Source organism: Actinoplanes sp. CA-131856 (assembly GCF_050956135.1).
Taxonomy (GTDB): domain Bacteria; phylum Actinomycetota; class Actinomycetes; order Mycobacteriales; family Micromonosporaceae; genus Actinoplanes.
Window position 1 is genome coordinate 7,193,902 of the sequence record NZ_CP191849.1, and the last position, 20,792, is coordinate 7,214,693.

Annotated in this window: 18 protein-coding genes; 4 read left to right on the forward strand and 14 right to left on the reverse strand. The window is 71.3% G+C overall.

The features are described 5' to 3' along the window. Window positions 1–41: 41 nt before the first annotated feature. On the forward strand, window positions 42–1,301 hold the full coding sequence (locus ACQP2X_RS33320; protein WP_498688696.1) for a GH1 family beta-glucosidase: 1,260 nt from the start codon (window positions 42–44) through the stop codon (window positions 1,299–1,301). Here ACQP2X_RS33320 and ACQP2X_RS33325 read toward each other — a convergent pair. Further along, the gene (locus ACQP2X_RS33325; protein WP_498688697.1) at window positions 1,274–4,441 is read right to left on the reverse strand and encodes a penicillin acylase family protein; all 3,168 of its coding nucleotides are present in this window, start codon (window positions 4,439–4,441) and stop codon (window positions 1,274–1,276) included. The two genes, ACQP2X_RS33320 and ACQP2X_RS33325, sit on opposite strands and share 28 nt — an antisense overlap. A 151-nt stretch (window positions 4,442–4,592) precedes the next feature. Next, entirely contained in the window at window positions 4,593–6,041 is a 1,449-nt protein-coding gene (locus ACQP2X_RS33330) for a hypothetical protein (protein WP_498688699.1), read from the reverse strand. Window positions 6,042–6,337: 296 nt separating this feature from the next. Here ACQP2X_RS33330 and ACQP2X_RS33335 point away from each other — a divergent pair, with 296 nt between their 5' ends. Beyond that, on the forward strand, window positions 6,338–7,294 hold the full coding sequence (locus tag ACQP2X_RS33335; protein WP_498688700.1) for a LysR family transcriptional regulator: 957 nt from the start codon (window positions 6,338–6,340) through the stop codon (window positions 7,292–7,294). A 59-nt stretch (window positions 7,295–7,353) separates the two neighbouring features. On the opposite strand, the gene ACQP2X_RS33340 is transcribed toward ACQP2X_RS33335, so the two are convergent. The 11 genes from ACQP2X_RS33340 to ACQP2X_RS33390 form a co-directional block, all read right to left on the reverse strand. Then, on the reverse strand, window positions 7,354–8,478 hold the full coding sequence (locus tag ACQP2X_RS33340) for a vWA domain-containing protein (RefSeq protein ID WP_498688702.1): 1,125 nt from the start codon (window positions 8,476–8,478) through the stop codon (window positions 7,354–7,356). Between the two features lie 73 nt (window positions 8,479–8,551). Continuing rightward, a complete protein-coding gene (locus ACQP2X_RS33345) occupies window positions 8,552–9,544 on the reverse strand; it encodes an SRPBCC family protein (protein WP_498688704.1) in 993 nt (330 codons plus the stop codon). After that, window positions 9,541–10,401, reverse strand: coding sequence for an AAA family ATPase (locus ACQP2X_RS33350; protein ID WP_498688706.1), 861 nt, complete (start codon window positions 10,399–10,401; stop codon window positions 9,541–9,543). Before ACQP2X_RS33350 ends, ACQP2X_RS33345 begins: the two co-directional genes overlap by 4 nt. After that, complete coding sequence (locus ACQP2X_RS33355) at window positions 10,398–10,964, reverse strand: nucleotidyltransferase family protein (RefSeq protein ID WP_498688708.1); 567 nt, start codon at window positions 10,962–10,964, stop codon at window positions 10,398–10,400. The genes ACQP2X_RS33350 and ACQP2X_RS33355 overlap by 4 nt, the downstream gene beginning before the upstream one ends. Next, window positions 10,961–11,815: an XdhC family protein gene (locus ACQP2X_RS33360; RefSeq protein WP_498688712.1), complete on the reverse strand. Its 855-nt coding sequence runs from the start codon at window positions 11,813–11,815 to the stop codon at window positions 10,961–10,963. The genes ACQP2X_RS33355 and ACQP2X_RS33360 overlap by 4 nt, the downstream gene beginning before the upstream one ends. Before the next feature lie 9 nt (window positions 11,816–11,824). Beyond that, complete coding sequence (locus ACQP2X_RS33365; protein WP_498688714.1) at window positions 11,825–14,218, reverse strand: aerobic carbon-monoxide dehydrogenase large subunit; 2,394 nt, start codon at window positions 14,216–14,218, stop codon at window positions 11,825–11,827. Continuing rightward, on the reverse strand, window positions 14,215–14,694 hold the full coding sequence (locus tag ACQP2X_RS33370) for a (2Fe-2S)-binding protein (RefSeq protein ID WP_498653159.1): 480 nt from the start codon (window positions 14,692–14,694) through the stop codon (window positions 14,215–14,217). Before ACQP2X_RS33370 ends, ACQP2X_RS33365 begins: the two co-directional genes overlap by 4 nt. Window position 14,695: 1 nt before the next feature. Then, window positions 14,696–15,571, reverse strand: a complete 876-nt coding sequence (locus tag ACQP2X_RS33375) for an FAD binding domain-containing protein (protein ID WP_498688717.1) — start codon at window positions 15,569–15,571, stop codon at window positions 14,696–14,698. A 300-nt stretch (window positions 15,572–15,871) separates the two neighbouring features. Continuing rightward, complete coding sequence (locus ACQP2X_RS33380; protein ID WP_498688719.1) at window positions 15,872–16,549, reverse strand: alpha/beta fold hydrolase; 678 nt, start codon at window positions 16,547–16,549, stop codon at window positions 15,872–15,874. Then, window positions 16,542–17,888 carry an acyl-CoA synthetase gene (locus ACQP2X_RS33385; protein ID WP_498688720.1) on the reverse strand — a complete coding sequence of 449 codons (1,347 nt, stop codon included), beginning with the start codon at window positions 17,886–17,888 and terminating at the stop codon, window positions 16,542–16,544. The genes ACQP2X_RS33380 and ACQP2X_RS33385 overlap by 8 nt, the downstream gene beginning before the upstream one ends. Next, window positions 17,885–18,445: a hypothetical protein gene (locus tag ACQP2X_RS33390; protein ID WP_498688722.1), complete on the reverse strand. Its 561-nt coding sequence runs from the start codon at window positions 18,443–18,445 to the stop codon at window positions 17,885–17,887. Before ACQP2X_RS33390 ends, ACQP2X_RS33385 begins: the two co-directional genes overlap by 4 nt. 271 nt (window positions 18,446–18,716) lie before the next feature. Between ACQP2X_RS33390 and ACQP2X_RS33395 the strand changes: the two genes are divergently transcribed. Next, on the forward strand, window positions 18,717–19,139 hold the full coding sequence (locus ACQP2X_RS33395; protein ID WP_498688724.1) for a helix-turn-helix transcriptional regulator: 423 nt from the start codon (window positions 18,717–18,719) through the stop codon (window positions 19,137–19,139). Window positions 19,140–19,143: 4 nt separating this feature from the next. After that, entirely contained in the window at window positions 19,144–19,554 is a 411-nt protein-coding gene (locus ACQP2X_RS33400; RefSeq protein WP_498688726.1) for a VOC family protein, read from the forward strand. A gap of 21 nt (window positions 19,555–19,575) precedes the next feature. Here ACQP2X_RS33400 and ACQP2X_RS33405 read toward each other — a convergent pair whose 3' ends face one another. After that, a complete protein-coding gene (locus ACQP2X_RS33405) occupies window positions 19,576–20,772 on the reverse strand; it encodes an esterase-like activity of phytase family protein (protein WP_498688727.1) in 1,197 nt (398 codons plus the stop codon). Between the last annotated feature and the right edge of the window lie 20 nt (window positions 20,773–20,792).

The window sequence follows — 20,792 nt, forward strand, 5'->3', positions numbered from 1 at the left end:
GCAGGCTATCCCGGCCGGGCCGCCGACATTAGCCTGTGGCGATGGCGGGTTTCCTGTTCGGGGCTTCGACGGCGTCCTACCAGATCGAGGGCGCGGTGCACGATGACGGGCGCGTGCCGTCCGTCTGGGACACGTTCGCGCACACGCCGGGGCGGGTGCGCAACGGCGACACCGGTGACGTGGCGTGCGACCACTACCACCGCTGGGCCGAGGATGTGGCGCTGCTGGCCGACCTGGGTGTGGGGGCCTATCGGTTCTCCGTCGCGTGGCCGCGCGCGAAAAACCTCGGGTTCTACGACCGGCTGGTCGACGGGCTGCTGGAGCGCGGCATCGAGCCGGTGCCGACGCTGTTCCACTGGGATCTGCCGCAGGCGCTGGAGGACGAGGGCGGCTGGCTCAACCGGGAGACCGCCTTCCGTTTCGCCGACTACGCGGGTGAGGTGGGTGCCCTGCTCGGCGACCGGGTCGCCCGGTTCATCACGCTGAACGAGCCGGTCGTGCACATGGCGCAGGGCTACGCCTGGGGCACGCACGCGCCGGGGCGGGCGCTCGGGCTGGGCGCGCTGCCGGTCGCCCACCATCAGCTGCTCGGGCACGGGCTGGCGGTCCGGGCGCTCAAGGCCGCGGGCGCGCGCGAGGTGTGGCTCACCAACAACTGCACGCCGGTGTGGTCGGCCGAGGAGGACCGGGAGGCGGCCGCCGTCTACGACGGCTTCCACAACCGGCTGTTCAACGATCCGGTGCTGCTGGGCGCCTATCCCGAGTTCCTGCTCCCGGGGCTGGAGCCACACATCAAGGGCGACGACCTCGACATCATCCGTACGCCGATAGACGCGCTCGGGGTGAACTATTACAACCCGACGCTGGTCGGGACGGCGACCGGCGACGGCGATCTGCCGTTCGAGATCCGGCCGATCGAGGGCTATCCGACGACCGCGTTCGGGTGGCCCGTGGTGCCGGCCGGGCTCACCGAGCTCCTCACGGGGCTGCGGGAGACGTACGGCGGCGCCCTGCCTCCGATCTACATCACCGAGAACGGCTGTTCGACGGAGGAGGGCGTCGCCGACGCCTTCCGGGTCGACTATCTCGAGTCACACCTGGCGGCGGTCCACGCGGCGATCGCGGCCGGTGTCGACGTGCGCGGCTATTTCGTGTGGTCGCTGCTGGACAACTTCGAGTGGGCCGAGGGCTACTCGCAGCGGTTCGGCCTCGTGCACGTCGACTTCGCGACCCAGGAGCGCACGCCGCGCGACTCCTACCGCTGGCTGCGCGATCAGTGCGCGAAGACCTCCAGTTCGTAGAGCGAGATGCCGTACGAGGTAGCCCGGGTCTGCCCCACCACCCGCAGGTAGCGGGCGTTCGCGGTGGGGAAGGCGACCACGTTGGTGCCGCCGTTGCCGCCGGTCACGGTGGCGGCGGTGGTCCAGGCGCTGCCGTCGGCCGAGGTCTCGATCCGATAGGCCGAGGCGTACGCGCTCTCCCAGTGCAGGACGGCGCGGGCCACCGGGCGCGACGAGCCGAGGTCGACCCGCAGCCATTGGTTGTCCGACCAGGAACTGGCCCAGCGGCTGCTCCGGTTGCCGTCGACCGCGTTGCCGGCCGGATAGCCCAGCTGGGTGCTGGACGCGGTGACGGCGCGGCCGGCGGCCAGGTTGGAGACGTCGTCGCCGCGGGCCGCCGGGAACGAGACGACCTGCTGATAGGTGGGCCGGTTCTGCCACGAGATGAGGTCGTGCTCGATGCCGCCCAGCGGCGAGTGCAGAATCGCGTCGGCACACCACTGGTTGCCGGCCGCGCAGTGCTCGTCGCCCGGATAGGTGGTGGCCGCCGGCTCGGCCAGGGCGGCGCTCAGGCTGCTCAGCAGGGCCGTGCGGCAGGCGCTGACGGTGCCGCCGCCGCAGTATTTCCGCGACCAGTTCGGCACGGCGTCGCCCAAAGTGGCCCGCAGGTCCTTGGAGACCCAGCCCCACCAGCCGTACTGGAAGGCCGAGCCCTTGTGCGCCTGCGACTCGTTGGCCGAGCTCGGCAGGCTGGAGACCGGGCCGGTCTGCCCGCCCGAGGGCGACTCGTTGATCTGGAGCGCGTCGACCAGCGAGCCGAACAGGCCGTCGCCGAGACCGGCCGAGAACTGCGCGACGACGAGCTTCGGCCACCACGCGTCCATGATGCGGATGGCGTCGGCGTCCTTGTAGACCTCGCTGTTCGCCGCCGTCTCCTCCCGGTGTGAGCCGGCGGCGCGCCAGGCGCGCAACTTGGCGATCGCGGCCGCCTGGGCGGTGTCGGCCACCGGCGCGGTGTCGATGACGCGCAGCACGTCGTCGAGGACCTCGGCGCCGCGCAGGTCGGTGGTGGCGGCCGACTCGACCACCTTGAGCAGGCCGGCGCGGTCGTATTTCTGCCCGGCCGCCACGGACGCCTTGATGGGGCGGTCGAGCAGGTCGACCCGGTGCACGGCGCTGAAGCTGAAGTTGCCGTCGGCCGCCGAATATCCGGCCGCCTGCTTGTTGTTCCAGCTGACGAAGTAGTCCTGGTTCACGGCCTGCGGGCGCACCGAGAGCGGACGGTAGGTCGCCGTGTTGGCGACCGGGTTCCACCCGGCCCACTCGTAGGCCGGTTCGGCCCGGGTCGGCAGGTTCGGGTCGGCGCCGGCCGGGCGGACCGGTTCGGCGCCCGAGGTGACGTACGCGATGTCCTTGCTGTTGACGTAGAACCAGTTGAAGGCGAACACGATCTGGGAGGCGGACGCGGTGAACGCGGCCGGGGTGCTCATCTGGGCCGGCTCGTTGAACATCTGGAAGCCGACGGCGGAGTCGGCCTCGCGCCGATAGGTCGAGCGCAGGGCGGTGAACGCGGTGGGCACGCCGCCGACGAGGCCGCGCCACTGGACCAGGCCGTAGTTGGTGCGCAGCGAGGTCAGCCGGTAGGAGCCGGCCGGGGTGGAGTCGGCCGTCGTCGGGTTCCAGGCGTTCGACTGGGAGAGGGCCTCCATGGCCAGGCACTGGCCGTGGTAGAGGTAGCCGGTGGACGCGACGGTCGGGGTGCCGCCGCCCGGGTTGCACAGCGTCACGGCGTACGTGTCGGTGATGTCCTGGATGCTGGAGGTGGCACTCCAGGCGTAGTCGGGGCCGCGGCCGATGAGGGTGTAGAGGTTGAGGCCGGCGAAGGCGATGCCACGGCTGGAGATGCCCGGGCCCTGGAGCTCCTGGAGCATGAGCAGCTGCGGCGCGAAATAGCCGGTCTGCGGGCCGAAGACGGCGATCGGGTGGCCGGTGGCCGAGTTCGCGGCGCTGACCACGGCGGCGTTGGACATGCCGCGCTGGTTCGGCGTTACCGCCAGGGCGACGGAGCTCTTGCCCGACACACCGGTGGCGGCGGAGCCCGTCCGGTCGTACACGATGGGCTCGGGTGCCGCCGTTCCGGCGTCGGGCATGGCGACACCGGCCGCGCCGGGATCGCCCGATCCGTACGGGAAGCTTTGTCCGTTGTGGAGCGTGAGAACGGCCTCGGGGTCGTTCTGCGAGCGGAACTGTTGCCACACCTGGTCGCCGGCGGCGTTGCCGTATTTGGCGCGGGCGGCGATGCGGACCAGGGCGGAGCGCATCTCGGTGCCGCCGCCCCCGCCGAACAGGCCGCCGATGACGCCGGCCACGGCGACCAGATCGGTGAGCACGAAGGGCTCCGGGCCGCCGGCGTTGGTGATGGCGTCGAGGTGGCCGGTCAGGACGTACTCGCCCGGACAGTCGCGGGCCGCCATGCAGTCGGCGATGTACTTGTTGATGCCGGCGATGTACGACTGGACGTCGGTGTAGAGCTGCTGGCCGCGCGCGCCCGAGGTGCGCAGCGTGTCGATCTGGGTCTGCAGATCGGCTTCGGTGTACGGGGAATTGCGCCAGACGCTCTGCTCCAGCGCACGGTTCCCGGCGGCACCGCCGGCGAACGGGGTGAGCTTGCCCCGGGCGACATGACGGAGCAGGTCCATGAGGAACAGACGGTCCTGCGCGCCGGCGTACCCGGCGCCGTACATGGTCCCGGCCCGGGTGATGCCGGTGATGTGCGGGATGCCGAGCTTCTTGTCGCGCACGATGGTGACGTCGTCGCGCGGCTTGATCGTGGTGGCGACGTCGGCGGCCTGGACACCGTACGAGCTGTCGTTGAAGAAGGTGTTGATCTGCTGTCCGGTGACCCCGGTGTAGCTGTGCACGAGCGCGTCGTAGGGCGCGAGCTGGTCGTCGGAGTGCGGTGGCTTGGTGCCGAAGGCCTGCGAGGCGAGGATCTGCAGCAGGTCGGCGTCGCCGTTCTGGCCCGGCGGGAGGATGTCGGAGCATTCGCCGAGGCAGTAGTCGGTGTTCTCGACAGGGGCGGCCTGGGCCGGGCTGTCGGTGTGCACGAGGAGGGTGGCCAGCAGAACGGAGGCCGCGAGGGCGGAGAGACGTCGGCGCATGAGGTGTCCCTTCGGGGAACGCTCGAACGCGAAAAGATTTCATAGATATTAAGACGTCGATGTCTGCTGGGGCTAGAGCAGGAAAAGGGGCGGCAGGTGGGGCTCCACTCCCCACCTGCCGCCCGCGGTTCCCCCTCGGTGAAGTCCTTGCTCAGCCCTGCCGGCGACGGCGGGCCAAGGTCACGGCGGCCACGCCCAGGATCAGCAGTACGGCGCCGCCGGTCACCACGGCGAAGACGTTGGTGCCGGTGCGGGCCAGGGCGCTGACCTCGGCCGGGTCGGCCACCTCGGCCACCTCGGCCTGATCGGCGGCCTCGGCGGGATCGGCGTCCCCGCCCGCCTCCGCGGCCCGCGGCGTCTCGGCGGCCTGGGGTGCGGCCGCGGCCTTCGAAGGCTTGGCCACGACCTGGGGCTGCTCCTCCGGGGAATCGGTGGCCCTGGCGGGCCTGGCGGGCCTGGTGTGGGCCGCCGGGGTGGTGGACGCCTGCGCGTAGAGATAACCGAGGGCGACGTCGAGAAGATGCGCCTGCCCGAGGAGGACCTCGACGCGGAGGGCGGCCGCCTCGGCGCGGACGTCACGGTCGCCGATCTTCTGACGGGGGCCGCCCAGCGAGATACGCGCCGACAGCAGCGACGGCGCCCCCTCGGTCGACAGGCCACCGAAGAGGTCGACGCCGACGCTGGCGTCGGCCGTGTCGAGCTGAGCGACCGGCTTGCCGGCGGCGGTCACCTTGAGGACGGCCGGACGGTAGACGACGGATGACCGTTCGCGGTCACCGGCGGCTACGACGGTCAGCGTCGGCTGGGTCACCACCTTGATCGACACCTCCTGCGGGGTGCCGCCGAAGAGGGTCAGGTCCGACAGGGCGACGCCGGCCGCCGCGCTGACGCCGCGGCGGCCGTCGCCGAGGCGTACGAGGTCGGTGGCGCTCTGTGTCGATCCCGTCGGGCCGAGCCGGAGCAGGCTGGTCTTGCGGGCGGTGTCACCCGGGCGGCGCAGCGCCTGCAGAGCCGGGGTCGGGCCGCCGCCGCTGAGCAGCTGCACCCCGGCCAGCATCGTCGCGGTGCGGGTGAGCGGTCCGGTCCCTCCGCAGTTGTACGTCTCGAGCCAGCGCGCCTCGGCCGTCGAGCGCCCGAGCTGGACCGTCGCCAGGCCGGACGCCTGCAAGCCGGCGAGCTCGGCGGTGGCCGCCTGCCGGTTGGGCGGCGCCTGCCGCTCGGCCACGCGCCCCGGGGCCGGCAGGCCGGGAAGCTGCATGCCGAGCAGCTTCGCGTCGGCGTACCGCCCGGTCGCGGTCGTCTTGGCCCGGCGCGCGGCACTGTCGGCGCTGCCGTGGGCGGCGGCGAGCCGTACGTCGGCCAGCGAGGGAAGATCGGGCCGCAGCACCCCGGCGTCGAGCACCGAGATCTTGACGAGATCGGCCTGGGCTGCGGCAGTGAACCGCTGCCGATCCTTTTCGGTCACCTGGCCGGCGCACTTCCCGTCCCGGCTCTCCCCCGCGGCCGCCGGTGTCAGCGGCGCGGCGACCACGGCGAGCGCGGCCACCGCGGCGGCGGCGCTGGAGAATGCAGGATGCGTCCGCGATGAACGGAAAGGCATGAAGGTCCTCAGATCGGTCGGCGACGGTGTCCGGCTTGACCATCGAGAAGCCGTTGATGAAGGTACGGACGGCGTCGCGGATATCCGTCATGAGCATGTTCCGGCAAATCCGGCATGTCTGACTCTGACCCGTAGCTCTAACGACGGATCACGCATCACGACACCCGGGCGCGGGCGAAAGATCCACTTTGTCAATGCGGGCCGTACCTGGGCGGTAGCGGCGCGATAGATTGCGGGTGAGACGCGCACCACTACCCGGAGGGACGGATCATGGCTCGACGTGGTGGACGCCGGTGATGACACCGACGCAACTGCGCGCCTACTCCGCTGTGGTCCGGCTCGGATCGGTCAAGCTGGCCGCCGCCCAGCTGTCCGTGTCCGAGTCCGCCGTGTCGCTGCACATCGGGCAGTTGCGCCGCGAGCTCGGCGATCAGCTCTTCTCCCGTACGTCGTCCGGCCTGGCCTTCACGCCCGGCGGCCTGCGACTGGCCAGCCGGGCCCAGGAGATGCTGGGCCTTCAGGACATCACCGTGCTCGAGGTGAGCGCGGCCGGGCGCGGCCGGCGGCTGCTGCGGGTCGGCGCCTCCAGCCTGTTCGCCGAGCACGCCGCGCCCGGGCTGATCGAGCTGTTCGCCGGGCGCGCGGCCGACCTCGACGTGGAGCTGAGCGTGCGCGACCCGGCGTCGTTCGCGGCCACGCTGATCAGCCGCACGGTCGACATCGTGATCGGGCCACCGCCGGCGGTCCTCCCCCCGCAGCTGACCACACGCCCGGTCATGAACTACCGCATCGAGGTCGTGGTCGGCCCCGAGCACCCGCTGGCGGTCGTGCGCCCCTCCCCCGGCCAGCTGCGCGACCAGACATGGCTGCTCGGCCCGTCCGCCGCCACCGGCATCGGCGCCGTGCCCGACCTGCTGCGCCGGCTCGGCATCCCCGAGGAGAAGCAGCAGATCTACCAGAGCAACGCGGCCGCCGTCGAGGAGGCCAAGCGCGGCAAGGGCGTGGCGCCGGCGCTGTCGTTCGCCGTCGCCCCGGACGTCCGCAAGGGCCATCTGGTGCGGGTGGCCGGCCCGCACGCCGTGCTGGAGGCCGGATGGCACGCTCTCATGCTCGACGAGCGCAACGCCCCGCAGGCGGCGCGGGAACTGGCCCGCTTCGCGTCGACGCCCCGAGCCATCCAGGCCATGATGCGCGGCACCGGGGTCAACGTCGGCCACTTCCGCCCGTCGGTCCACGTGACTTTGTGGAGCTGACCGCCTCGACCGCGCACGGAAAGGCAGACGGCCGCGTGTGAGATCGGGCGGGCGCCTCTTCAGCCGCGGGTCAGGATCCGGACGGCCGCTGACAGGTCGGCGAAGGTGGCGGCCGGCAGCAGGTGGTCGCAGTACGGGAGGGCGGCGGCCATTCCGGCGACCTTGGGGGCGAAGCCGGGCGCGCCCGCGCGCGGATTCAGCCACAGGACCTGATGGGCGCGACGGCGCAGCCGGGCCATCGCGGCGGTCATGCGGGCGGGCGGGTCGCTGTCCCAGCCGTCGGAGGCGACGATGACCAGGGCGCCGCGCAGCGTGTTGCCGTGGTGGGAGTCGAGCAGCGCGCTCAGGTTGGTGGCGATCCGGGTACCGCCGAAACGGTCGCCCACCGCGTCGGTGGCGTGCGCCATGGCCTCCTGGGCCGAGGTGCGGCGCAGGGCCGGGGTGAGCCGGGTCAGGGAGGTGGCGAAGGCGAACACCTCGGCGTCGGCGACCAGGGTGAAGGCCCGCATCATGTGCAGATAGGCGGCGGCCTGCGCGCGCATCGACTCGCTGACGTCGCAGATCAGCACGGCCCGGCGGGGACGGCGGACCGGCCGCTGCCGCACCACGGTCACCGGCTCCCAGGCCGTCCGGCGGGCGCGGGCGATGGTGGGGCGCAGGGCGATCCGGCGCCCGGCGGGGTCGACGGCGTGGCGGCGGGTGCGGCGGGTCGGCCAGCGGGCGAGACCGGCGCGCAGGGCATCACCGAGCGCCGCGAGCTCCTCCGGATCAAGCTCCTCGAACGGAAGCTCGGCCAGGGCGGCGAGGGCGCTGGGCCGCCGCTCGGGCGTGTGCAGCGGCGAATCGCTGGGCTCGGCCGCGGCGACGACGGGTGGCAGCGTCGCCCACGGCAGCCCGCCGCCGGACGCCGCTTCGTCAACCCCGTGCGGCACGGCCAGGTGCACATCGTCACGCTTGCTCGGTGGTACGGCACCACGGGTCAACGGCAGCGGCGGCGCCTCGTCGAAGACGGCCCGGAAGACCCGGTCGAAGGCCTCCAGATCACCATGACGCCGTACGATGGCGACCCGCGCCGTCCAATAGAGAGCTTCCACGGACACGGGCGGGCTGACCTCGAGGGCGTGCACGAGGTCACCCGTCTCGGTGAGTCCGGCCCCGACTCCGGCACGCCGCAGCCGCTCCACGAAGGCCACCGCAAAGGCGGCCCGATCCGTTCCCCGCAGGATCACGGGGCGCGCGCCGGGCGCCGGGCGGGGATCAGCGGCGGGCAATGACCCAGGCGATGACGGCGCCGACGACCACCGCGCCGACCGCCACCGGGATGAGCCGCTTGTAGATTGACCCACCGGCCAACTCCAGCAGATCGAGCGGCTCGGCTTCAACGATGCCAGCGGGCGTCGCAGAGGTGGCAGGCGCGGCAGAGCCCGAGGGGGCGAGTGCGGCGGAGGTGGGCGAGGAGGCGACGGCCGACGGCGTGGCCACGGCGGCCGCCGCCGAAGTCGGGGCCCGGCCGTTCAGGGCGTGGCCGGCCGGCTCCCCGGCGGCTGCGGGGCTCAGGGCGGGGTCGACGGCGGCCGGGGAAACGCTGGTCTCGGCGGCGGTCTCGACCGCCGCCGCTGAGGCGGTGGCGGTGAGCTCGGCCGGCGAGGTGTTGGTTTCGGCGGAAAGGGTGGTGTCGCCAGCGGCTGCGGCGTCGGCAGCGGATGAAGAGGCGGCGGCATCCGGCGCGGTGGACGAGGCGGCATCCGGCGCGGCCGGCGAGGTGGCTGAGGCGGCGGGCGGCGCTGTGGAGGCGGCTGCGGCGTCGGCGGCCAGCTTCGCTTCCAGGTTGGTGACGAACTGGGTCAGGAGCTTGCTCGACACTTCCTTGATCATGCCGCTGCCGAACTGGGCCAGTTTGCCGCTGATCTTCAGGTCGGTGTCGACGCTGACCACGGTGCTGTCGTCGCCGGACGGGGAGAGGACCGCGGTGACCAGGGCGGCCGCGTTGCCGGCGGAGCGGGCGTCGCGGCCCTTGGCGTCGATGACGGCACGGTAGGCCTTGTCGTCCTTCTCGGTGAACTGGGCCGTGCCCGCGAACTCGGAGATGACCGGGCCCACCTTCACCTTCACCTTGCCCTTGTAGACGTCGCCCTCGACGCCGGTCAGCTGGGCGCCGGGCATGCAGGGGGCGATGCCCTCGAGGTCCGTCAGCGCCTGCCAGGCGCGGTCGATCGGGGTGTGGACCGTGAACTCGTTGGTGATCTTCATGAGGGCTCCTCAGTGGCAAGGCGGGCGACGGCGATCCGGTCGTCGGGCGTCTTGGCGATCGTGCCGATCGTGGTGACGACGTCGGAGGGGACCAGGTCGGTGACGCCCAGGGCGGTCAGGGCCGACACCCAGTCGATGGTCTCGGCCAGGCCGGGCGCCTTGTCGAGCTCGAGGCGGCGGGCCCGGCCGATGAACTCGGTGGCGCTGCGGATCAGCGGCGCCGACGCGCCGGGCACCGAGCGGCGGACGATCTCGGCCGCGAACGACGGCGGCGGGAACTCGATCCAGTGGTAGAGGCAGCGGCGGCGCAGGGCGTCGTGCAACTCGCGGCTGCGGTTGGAGGTGAGGACGACGATCGGTGGGCGTACGGCCGTGAAGGTCCCCAACTCGGGGACGGTGATCGCGGCCTCGCCCAGGAACTCGAAGAGCAGCGCCTCGAATTCGTCGTCGGCGCGGTCGATCTCGTCGATCAGCAGGACCGGTGGGGTGCGGCCGTCGTGACGTACGGCCCTCAGGATCGGTCTTTCCTGAAGGAACTCGGCCGTGAACAGGTCGGCGTCGCCGATCTTCTCCTGCCGTGCCTCGGCCAGACGGATGGCCAGGAGCTGACGCTGATAGTTCCACTCGTAGAGGGCCTCGCCGGCGGTGAGCCCCTCGTAGCACTGCAACCGGATGAAGTCGGTGGACAGCGCGGCGGCCAGCGCCTTGGCCGCGGCCGTCTTGCCCACGCCCGGCTCGCCTTCGAGCAGCAGCGGCTTGCCCAGGCGCAGGGCCAGGAACACGGCCATGGCCAGGCCGTCGTCGACGAGGTAGTCGACCGCGTCGAGCCGCTGCCGCACGTCCTCGGGCGAGTTCACGATGACTCCAGGAGGCGTTGGTAGTCGGCCGCCGTGTCGACGTCGATCGGCACCGGGCCGGCGACCGGCACCTCGGTGACCGGATGGCGGCCCGAGTGGAGCAGCTTCCACACCGCCTTGTCGCCGTGCAGGTCGAGCAGATCCGGGAAGACGGGGCGGCGGAACAGGAACGGGTGGCCGAGGCCGTCGTCGTAGCGGCAGACCGCCAGCGGCGTCGGCGCGGCCAGTAGGGCGTCCACTGAGGACGGCGAGACCCCGGGCTGGTCGCCCAGCAGGAGGACGAGGGCGTTTGTCGTCACGGCTGCGGCTCCGGAGCGGATTGAGGAGCCGCAGCCGGACGAGAACGCGGCGTTGTCGATCACCGTGCATCCGGTGAGGTCAACGCGGGAGCGCACCTCGGCCGCGGATCCGCCGAGGGTCACCAGCAGCTCGTCGAAGCCGCAGGCGCGCGCCATGTCGAGGGTGGCGTCGAGCAGGGTCCGCCCGCGGTACGGCAGCAGCTGCTTGGCCTCGCCGAGCCGCAGCGAGCCGCCGGCCGCGAGGACCAGGCCCGTGACGCTCAAGCCGTGTACCTGTCCCGGCACCCGGTGCAGCAGAACCAGTGGTCCTGCCCGTCGACGACGGCGTGCGGGGTGTTCTCACCGATCAGGACCGTCATCCCGCAGACCGGATCGACGGCCTGGCGTGGCGCCTCCACGGTCGTGGCGGAGGCGGCATTTCCGCGCCGCACCTCGCCCACGATCTCGGCCAGGATCGACAGGGCGATCTCCTTGGGCGTACGGGCGCCGATGTCGATCCCGGCGTGCGCGTGGACCCGCGACCGCTCCTCGCCGGTCAGCCGCATCGCCTCGAGCACGGCCGCGCCCCGCTTGTGGCTGGAGACCAGGCCGATGTACGGCACCCCGGCCTCCAGCGCCGCGTGGATCTGCTGCTCCTCGTCGCGGCCGAGACCCGCGACCACGACCGCCGAGGCCCCCGCGTAGGAGCCCGAGGGCGTGACCTCGAAGTCGAGGAAGGCGGCCAGCTCGCGGACGGCCGTGCCGATGGGGGTGGTGCCGGCCACCCCGACCAGGGGCTTGGGCAGCATCGGCCGCAGGAAGATCTCCAGCGCCCCGCCCGAGTGGCACGGGTTGACCACCACGAGCGCTCCCGGCGTCTCCGGGAACGGCGCCGACTCCTCCGGCAGCACCCGCAGCAGGACGGTGTTGCCGTCGCGCAGCGAGTCGAGCGCGGCCTGCCGCACCGAGCCCTCGGCGCACACCCCGCCGACGAACCCCTCGATGGAGCCGTCGGCGAGGATGACCGCGTCGTCGCCGGGCCGCGCCGAGGTGGGTTCCTGGGCGCGGACGACGGTGGCGTGCACGAACGGGCGGCGCTCGTTCGTCAGTTCTTTCGCGCGTTCCGCGATCAGCACAGCTGTTCCCTAGATCGGAGGCGTTGCCTGTCCCCGCATCGCGTCCCAGACGCGCGAGGGAGTCAGCGGCATGTCGGCGTGGCGTACACCGAAGGGTTTGAGAGCGTCGACCACCGCGTTGACGATGGCCGGCGGCGAGCCGACGGTGGCCGACTCCCCCACGCCCTTGGCGCCGATCGGGTGGTGCGGCGACGGCGTGACCGTATAGCCGGTCTCCCAGTCGGGCACCTCGAGCGACGTCGGGATCAGATAGTCCATGAGCGAGGCGCCGAGGCAGTTGCCGTCCTCGTCGAACGCGATCATCTCCATCAGCGCCATGCCGACGCCGTCGGTGAGGCCGCCGTGCACCTGACCCTCGATGATCATCGGGTTGATCCGGGTGCCGCAGTCGTCCACCGCGATGAAGCGCCGCACCTTGACCTGCGCGGTTCCCGGGTCGATGTCGACGACGCAGATGTACGCCCCGTGGGGGTACGTGAGGTTCGACGGGTTGTAGCAGATCTGCGCCTCGAGGCCGCCCTCGATGCCGTCCGGCAGGTCACCGGCCCCGTGGGCCCGCATGGCGATCTGCTGGATGGTGACGGACTTGCCCGGGTCGCCCTTGACCTGGAACGTGCCCTTCTCCCATTCGAGGTCGGCCACCGTCACCTCGAGCATGGCCGAGGCGATGATCTGGGCCTTGTCGCGCACCTTGCGGGCCACCAGCGCGGCCGCGGCGCCGGAGACCGGCGTCGAGCGGCTGCCGTAGGTGCCCAGGCCGAACGGGGTCTGGTCGGTGTCGCCGTGCACGACCTCGATGTCGGCCGGCGGGATGCCGATCTCCTCGGCCACGATCTGCGCGAACGTGGTCTCGTGGCCCTGCCCCTGCGTCTTCACGGACAGCCGTACGACCGCCTTGCCCGTCGGATGCACCCGCAGCTCGCAGCCGTCGGCCATGCCGAGGCCGAGGATGTCCATGTTCTTGCGCGGGCCGGCGCCGACGGCCTCGGTGAAGAAGGCGATGCCGATGCCCATGAGCTCGCCCCGGGCCCGCTTCTCCTCCTGCTCCTTGCGCAGCTCGGCGTACCCGGCGATGTCCATGGCCAGGCGCATCGTCGGCTCGTAGTTGCCCGAGTCGTACACCCAGCCGGTCTTGGTCTCGTACGGGAACTGCTCGGGCTGGATGAAGTTCTTCAGCCGCAGCTCGGCCGGGTCCATGCCGAGCTCGTAGGCGAGCGTGTCGACGATGCGCTCGACCAGGTAGACGGCCTCGGTGATGCGGAAACTGCAGGCGTACGCCACGCCGCCCGGCGCCTTGTTCGTGTAGACCGCTGTCATCTTGCAGTACGCGGCCTCGATGTCGTAGCTGCCGGTGAAGACGCCGAAGAAACCGGCCGGATATTTGACCGGGGCCGCGGTGCCGTTGAAGGCGCCGTGGTCGGCCAGCACGTTCGTCCGGATGGCCAGGATCTTGCCGTCACGCGTGGCCGCGATCTCGCCGCGCATGATGTAGTCGCGGGCGAACCCGGTGCTGATCAGGTTTTCCGACCGGTCCTCCATCCACTTCACCGGCTTGCCGGTGACGATGGAGGCGACGATCGCGCAGACATAGCCCGGGTAGATCGGCACCTTGTTGCCGAAGCCGCCGCCGATGTCGGGCGCGATCACCTGGATCTTGTGCTCGGGCAGGCCGGCCACGATCGCGTAGAGGGTGCGGTGGGCGTGCGGGGCCTGGGTGGTCGACCACAGCCGCAGCTTGCCCTCGATCGGGTCGAAGTCGGCGACCGCGCCGCAGGTCTCCATGGGCGCCGGGTGCACACGCGGGTAGACCACGTCGGTCTCGACGACGACGTCGGCCTTGGCGAAGACGGCCGCGGTGGCGTCCTCGTCGCCGGTCTCCCAGTCGAAGCAGTGGTTGTCGGCCTTGCCCTCGAGGTCGTCGCGGATCAGCGGGGCATCCGGCGCGAGCGCCTTGCGGACGTCGATGACCGGGTCGAGCACGTCGTACTCGACGTCGATGAGCTCGAGCGCGTCGCGGGCCTGGTAGCGGTCGTCGGCCACGACGAACGCGACCTCCTGGCCCTGGAAGCGCACCTTGTCGGTGGCCAGCACGGCCTGCACGTCGTTGGAGAGGGTCGGCATCCAGGCCAGGCCCTGCTCGGCCAGGGCGGCGCCGGTGACCACGGCCCGCACGCCCGGCGCGGCCTCGGCGGCGCTGGTGTCGATGCTGACGATCTTCGCGTGGGCGAACGGCGAGCGCAGGATGGCCAGGTGCAGCATGCCCGGCAGCTGCACGTCGTCGGTGAAGCGGCCCCGGCCGCGCAGCAGCCGCGGGTCCTCCTTGCGCAGCATCCGGCCGTAGCCGACCGGCTTCTGGTCGTTGTCGTCGAAGGTGGTGAGCTTCGGTTCCTGTACGGCGGTCATGCGTCAGCCGCCTCCTTCGCCTCGTGCACGGAAGCCCAGCGCACCGAACGAATGATTGTCGAATACCCGGTGCACCGGCAGATCTGGCCGGAGATGGCCTCGCGGATCTCGGCGTCGGTCGGGTCGGGATTTTTGTCGAGCAGGGCCCGGCAGGTCATCATCATGCCCGGCGTGCAGAAGCCGCACTGCAGGCCGTGGCACTGCCGGAAGCCCTCCTGGATGGGGTCGAGCTCGGCGCCCTTGGCCAGGCCTTCGACGGTACGCACCTCGTGGCCCCCGGCCATCGCGGCCAGCACGGTGCACGACTTGACGGGCTCGCCGTCGAGCCAGACCACGCAGGTGCCGCAGTTGCTGGTGTCGCAGCCCCAGTGGGTGCCGGTCAGGCCGAGGGTGTCGCGCAGGAAGTGCACGAGCAGCAGGCGCCCCTCGATCTCCCGGGTGACCTCGACGTCGTTGACGGTCATCGTGACCTGCATGTCAGCTCCTCGCCCGCTCTACTGCCCTACGCAGGGTCCGCCTGGTCAGCTCGTTGGCGAGGTGCCGCTTGTACTCGGCGCTGCCCCGCTGGTCGGTGGCCGGATCGCAGCTGCGCGCCGCGATCGCGCCGGCCCGCTCGTACAGCTCCTCGGCGGGCGCGTTGCCGGTGAGCGCGGCCGAGATCTCCGGGATGCCCGTCGTGTTCGGCCCGACCGCGGCCAGACCCACCCGGGCGTCGGCGATGGTGCCGTCCGGGGCGAGCCACACCGCGGCACCGGCGCTCACCACGGCCCAGTCGCCGGCGCGGCGCTCGACCTTCTCGTACGCGCTGCCGCCACCCGGGCGCAGCGGGATCCGGATCTCGGTGAGCATCTCGTCGTCGCCGACCGCCGTCTCGTACGGCCCGACGTGGAAGTCCTCCATGCTCACGACACGCTCGGCCCCGCCGGGGCCGCGGATGACGCAGCTGGCGTCGAGCGTGGTGCACACGGCCGACAGATCCTCGGAGGGGTCGGCCTGGCAGAGGGAGCCGCCCAGCGTGCCGCGGTTGCGCACGATCGGGTCGGCGATCACCCGCTCGGCGTCCCGGAAGATCGGGAACGCGGCGGCCAGCTCGTCGGACTCGAGCAGCTCGCGATGCCGGGTGAGAGCGCCGATGCGTACGTCATCGGCCGTTGTCCTGATATAACCCAGCTCCTCGTGGAGCGGGTTGATGTCGATCAGATACTCGAAGTTGGCCAACCGCAGCTTCATCATCGGCAGGAGGCTGTGCCCACCCGCCACGAGCCGCGCTGAGCTGCCCAGACGTTCCAACAGCCCGATGGCATGGTCCACAGTGGTGGCACGTTCGTATTCGAACGGAGCCGGCACCTGCACGATGCACCTCCCGCAATCGCGGGTGAGACTTCCTCGCGTCCGATCCAATGTCAACAGCTACCTAAGGGATCTCTTAACTCTCACAGCGTGACCACAGCGGCCCCGTTCGCGCCGGGTCCACACGCTGACCTGCGGAAGTTCGCCCAGCGGCCGAGCCCGTCCCCAACGATCTTGGCGGACTGTGCCTGTTTCCCCTTTCGGACGATGCGTTCGCCGAACGGACGGCAACAGGCGCATCGTGGAGTCCAAGCTGACGTACGGCTTGCCGCGCGGCCGCGCCACGACTCCCCTGTTTCCGCCTTACCCTCTCGCCGCGCCCAGGTCGGCCAGGCGCGTGGCGTCCGGGTCGGTGTGTCCGCTCAGGACCAGTTCGATCGCGTAGGCGACCAGTGCGGGCTGGTCGTCGGGGATCAGGTGACCGGAGCGCTCGGCGACGATCAGCGGGGCGTACCACTGCTCGGCCAGCAGGCGCTGGCTGATGTGCCAGAGGTCGTCGATGGCCGGATGCGGCGGGCGGCCGGTCGACCACCAGCCGCGGCGGCGGACGAGAACCACGGCCGGCACCTCGGGGACCACGGCCGTGAGCATCTCGACCTGGCCGGTGATCAGGTCCAGTTCGGTGCCGCCGTCGTACACCGGTTCCCCATCGGCTTGAAGCTTCAGCTGCGGCAGCGAGCCGTCCACGGAGACGAAGCCGGCGACCCGCTGGGGATGGCGGCTCGCGAACGCTCGCGCGATGAGCGACCCGAACGAATGCCCTACGAGGACGATCCGGTCGTCGCCGGGAAGCTGGGCCGCCAGCTCGGCGGCGAAGGCGCCGTAGGACAGCGGCGGGTTCGGGGCCGGGCGGGGCGGGGCGTCACCGAGGCCGGGACGGTCGTAGGTGAAGGTGTCGACATCGCCGGGTAACTCGTCCAGTACCGGCTGCCAGACGCTGCCGGCGCCGCCCAGGTAGGCGATGAGGACGACTCTAGGCATTCTTGAGCGCCGCCTTCTGCACCTTTCCCATCGCGTTGCGGGGCAGCTCCCCGACCAGGTGGACGACGCGGGGCCGTTTGTGGGCGGCCAGGCGCTCGGCGACGAAGGCCGTGAGCTCCTCGCCCCGGACGGAGTCGGCGACGACGTACGCGGTGATCTGCTCCCCGAGGTCGGGGTGGGGAGTGCCGACGACGGCGGCCTCGCGGACCGCGGGATGCAGCAGGAGTGCGTCCTCGACCTCGCCGGCGCCGACCCGGTAGCCGCCGGTCTTGATGAGGTCGGTGGAGGCGCGGCCGACGATGCGGTGCCAGCCGTCGGGGCCGATCGTGGCGACGTCGCCGGTGGTGTACCAGCCGCCGGGGCGCGGCGGCTGGTTGAAGTAGCCGTCGAACAGGGTCGCCCCGCGCACCTGAAGGTGGCCGATGCCGCCGGCCTCGTCGACCAGGCGCGTCTCGACGCCGGGGACGGGCAGGCCGACGTGGCCGGGGCGGCGCTCGCCGTCGGCCCGGGTGCTGACGGTGATGAGGGTTTCCGTCATGCCGTAGCGCTCGACCGGAGCCTGCCCGGTGAGGGTCTTCAGGTCGTCGAAGACAGGCACAGGGAGAGGAGCGCTCCCGGAGACGAGAAGCCGGGCGGCGCGCAGCTCCCGTGCTTCGGCCGGGGCGGCGCAGATGCGCGACCAGACGGTGGGGACGCCGAAGTACATCGTGCCGCGCGTGGCGGCGTACATCTGCGGTGTTGGTCTGCCGGTGTGTGCGAGGCGAGAGCCGAGCCGGAGCGGACCGAGGACGCCGAGGACCAGCCCGTGAACGTGGAAGAGGGGAAGTCCGTGCACGAGAGTGTCGTCGGCGCTCCACTGCCACACCTCGGCGAGGGCGTCGAGATCGGCAGCCAGCGCGGCGCGGGAGAGGACGACGCCTTTGGGCGGGCCGGTGGTGCCGCTCGTGTAGAGGACAAGGGCGGGCGTCTCGGGTGCGGGCTCCTCCGGGACGTCGCCGGGCGGCCGGTTCCGCGTGATGGGGACGATGTCGCCTCCGGCGGCGGGGTCGTCGGAGAGCATGAGTTCGGCGCCGGAGTCGCGGAGGATGTGCGCCCGCTCGAGCTCCCCCGCGTCCGGCGGCACCGGAACGGCCTTCACCCCGGCGAGCAGCGCCGCCGTGATCGCGACGACGGTCTCGACACCCGGAGTGGCGTGCACGGCAACGGTTTGAGCGCCGCTCAGCTCCCGGGCGAGCGCGGCGGCCCGCCCGAGTAGCTCGTGCCGCGAAAGACTCCCCCGGGGATCGCTGACGGCGTCCGCGAGGTCGGCGTCAGCGTGCAGAGCGCTCAGCAGTCTCATGCGTCCAGCCTGGCGACCATCGGCCCGAGCAGGTCGTTGATCTCACGGGCCAGGACGGTGACCGCCCGCTCGGCGAGATCGACCATGGCCGGCCCCGGCCCGTCCGGAACGGCCGGCAGCGGCCCGAGCGCGACGGGCGCGTCGACCTGAAGGGTGGACCGCACATGCGGAACCCGGCTCAGCTCCTGCTGGGAGGGCTGCAGAAACTGCCCGAAGGTCTCGGGCCACCCGCGCCACCCACGGTCCTGCTGCCACACCTGATCACCGGCGAGCGCCTCGGGCCACGGCGCGACAAGTCGAGCGTGGACGGTCAACGACCCGTCCCACCCGTTACGCACGCACTCGGCCGACAGCACCCGCCGGTGCAGCCGCACATATCCCGGATCGAGGTGCGGAGCGGTGGCCAGTCGCCAGGCCACACAGGCGAATCCCACCGGCGAGATGTCGCCCCAGCAGTCGGCGAATTCTTTGGCGCCGGCCAGCACATGCTCGGCATAACGCCCACCGCGCTCCCGGTCGTACTGCCGATCGATCCAAGCAACGGAGACAGAAGCCACCAGCCGAGCCTATCCCCGCCTTTCACCCCTGCGGGGGCTGCCCGAGAGGCCCTCAGCCCACAAGGATCACAGCCATCACCGGTTACACGCGCTGGAGCGATGTCCGTGCCGAACACGTCGCCCGCGCCGGCGGCGAAGAGGCCTTCGAGAAAGGCCGCCCATCACATCTTCACGGTCTACCGATCCACTCGCCGAGCCGACGATCCGGTCGACCGCACCTCGCCTTGAGCATCCTAGGAGGCTAGGTTCCGGGGATCGATAAGGTGGGCGGATGGAGCTGGAGGATCTGCGGCGGCTGCGGCGGGCCCGGGATGTCATGGACCGTGACTACGCGCAGCCTCTTGATGTGCCCGCTCTGGCTCGGGTGGCGTTGATGTCGCCCGGGCATTTCTCGCGCTGTTTTCGCCGCGCGTTCGGGGAGACGCCGTACAGCTATCTCATGACCCGGCGCATCGAGCGGGCCAAAGCGCTCCTCCGGCGCGGGGACATGTCGGTCACCGACGTCTGCTTCGCCGTGGGCTGTACGTCGCTCGGGTCGTTCAGCTCGCGGTTCACCGAGCTCGTCGGGGAGAGCCCCAGCGCCTATCGCGCCCGCGACCATGACGACCAGGGCATCCCGGCGTGCATCGCGAAGATCTACACCAGGCCGGTCAGGAACGGAGAAGCCGGGGCGGGGCGGCGGCGCCTAGCGTGACCGCATGGACATCACGCTTTCGACCTGCTTCATCGCGGTGGACGACCACGACCGGGCGCTGACCTTCTACCGGGACGCGCTCGGACTCGAAGTGCGCAGCGACGCCGGGTTCGAGGGGATGCGGTGGGTCAGCCTCGGATCGACGTCGCAGCCCGAGGTGAGCATCGTGCTCGAACCGCTCATCGCCGACCCCAACGCCTCCGACGAGGATCGGCGGGCCATGGCCGAGCTGCTGGCCAAAGGGTTGCTCAAAGGGGTCGTGCTGAGCGCGGACGACGTCGACGCGGCCTTCGAGCGGGTCAGGGCCGCGGGCGGCGACGTGCTCCAGGAGCCGATCGATCAGCCGTACGGGGTCCGGGACTGCGCCTTCCGCGATCCAGCCGGCAACATGCTGCGGATCAACCAGCGCATCTGACCCCGTACGGCCGAAAGCAAGCTACTTGAGGACGCGCTTGTCGACGTCGAGCGACTTCGGCAGGGCGATGCTGATCCACTCGTTGTTGTCGGCGACACCGGCCGTACGGCCCGAGGAGAACGGGAAGTTGTTGTCGTTCAGGACGGCGATCGTCTTGTTGTCGAGGATGACGACGTCCTCGATGGTCTGGAACGGGAAGGTGAACGTGGTCGCGAAACCGCCGAGCTTGCGCGGGTTCGAGATGTTCATCAGGTCGACCAGCAGGGTCTTGTCCATCAGGCCGTCGCGGTTGCGGTCGCGCTTGTCGGCCACGTAGATCCGCTTGAAGACGGCCGTGGCGCCCTGGCCGTTGTCGCGCTCGATGACCAGGAAGCGGTCCTTGTCGACGGCGATGGCGTCGCCGATCGCGTTGTCCGGATTGTCGAGCTGGTAGACGTAGCGCTTGCCGGTGTACTTGGCGGCGCGGCGGTCGAACTCGTTCAGGCGCAGCTGGCCGGCCGGGTCACCGGTGACGGTGCCCTCCAGCAGCGGGTAAAGGTAGCGGCCGTCGGGTGAGGCGGCCATGCCCTCGAAGCCCTTGCTGCTGCGGGCGGTCGCGGTGACGCCGGTGCGGGCGGCGGTCTCGGGGGCGACGACGCCGTCGAGGGCGATCGGCGCGCGCAGCAGGCGGCCGGCACGGTCGAAGTTCAGCAGGTACGGGCCGAACTCGTCGCCGATCCAGTACGAGCCGTCGTCACCCTTCACGATGGACTCGACGTCGAAGTCGGCGCCGGTGAGCACCCGGTCCTCGCGGGTGAGCTTCCACGGGACGTACCCACTGGGGTCCGTGAGATTGATCCCGCCGAGCACGTCGACCTTGTTCGTCGTGAAGACGGGCGCCAGCCGCTGGACGCGGAGCAGGAAGTCGGCCGAGCTGGCCTGCGTGCCGTATCCGTTGTCGGAGAGCACGTCGAAGGTGCCGTCGCCGTTGTCGGCGATGCCGGAGAAGCCCTGGATGGGCTGGTCGGCGAAGGGCAGCGTGAAGCCGTTGGTGTTGCCGGAGGCCTGCGCACCCGACGGCTCGCTGCCGGGCACGAAGGTGGCCGCCGGCAACGAGGCGAAACCGGTGAGGGTGGGCTTGGAAATGTAGTGGCCGCCGGCGTTGGCGGTGCCGGTGAGGGTGAGAGTCAGAGCAAGCGCGCCGGAGGCGGCGAGAACATTAGCGACCGTCTTTCTCATGAGGCTGGACGCTAAGGAGC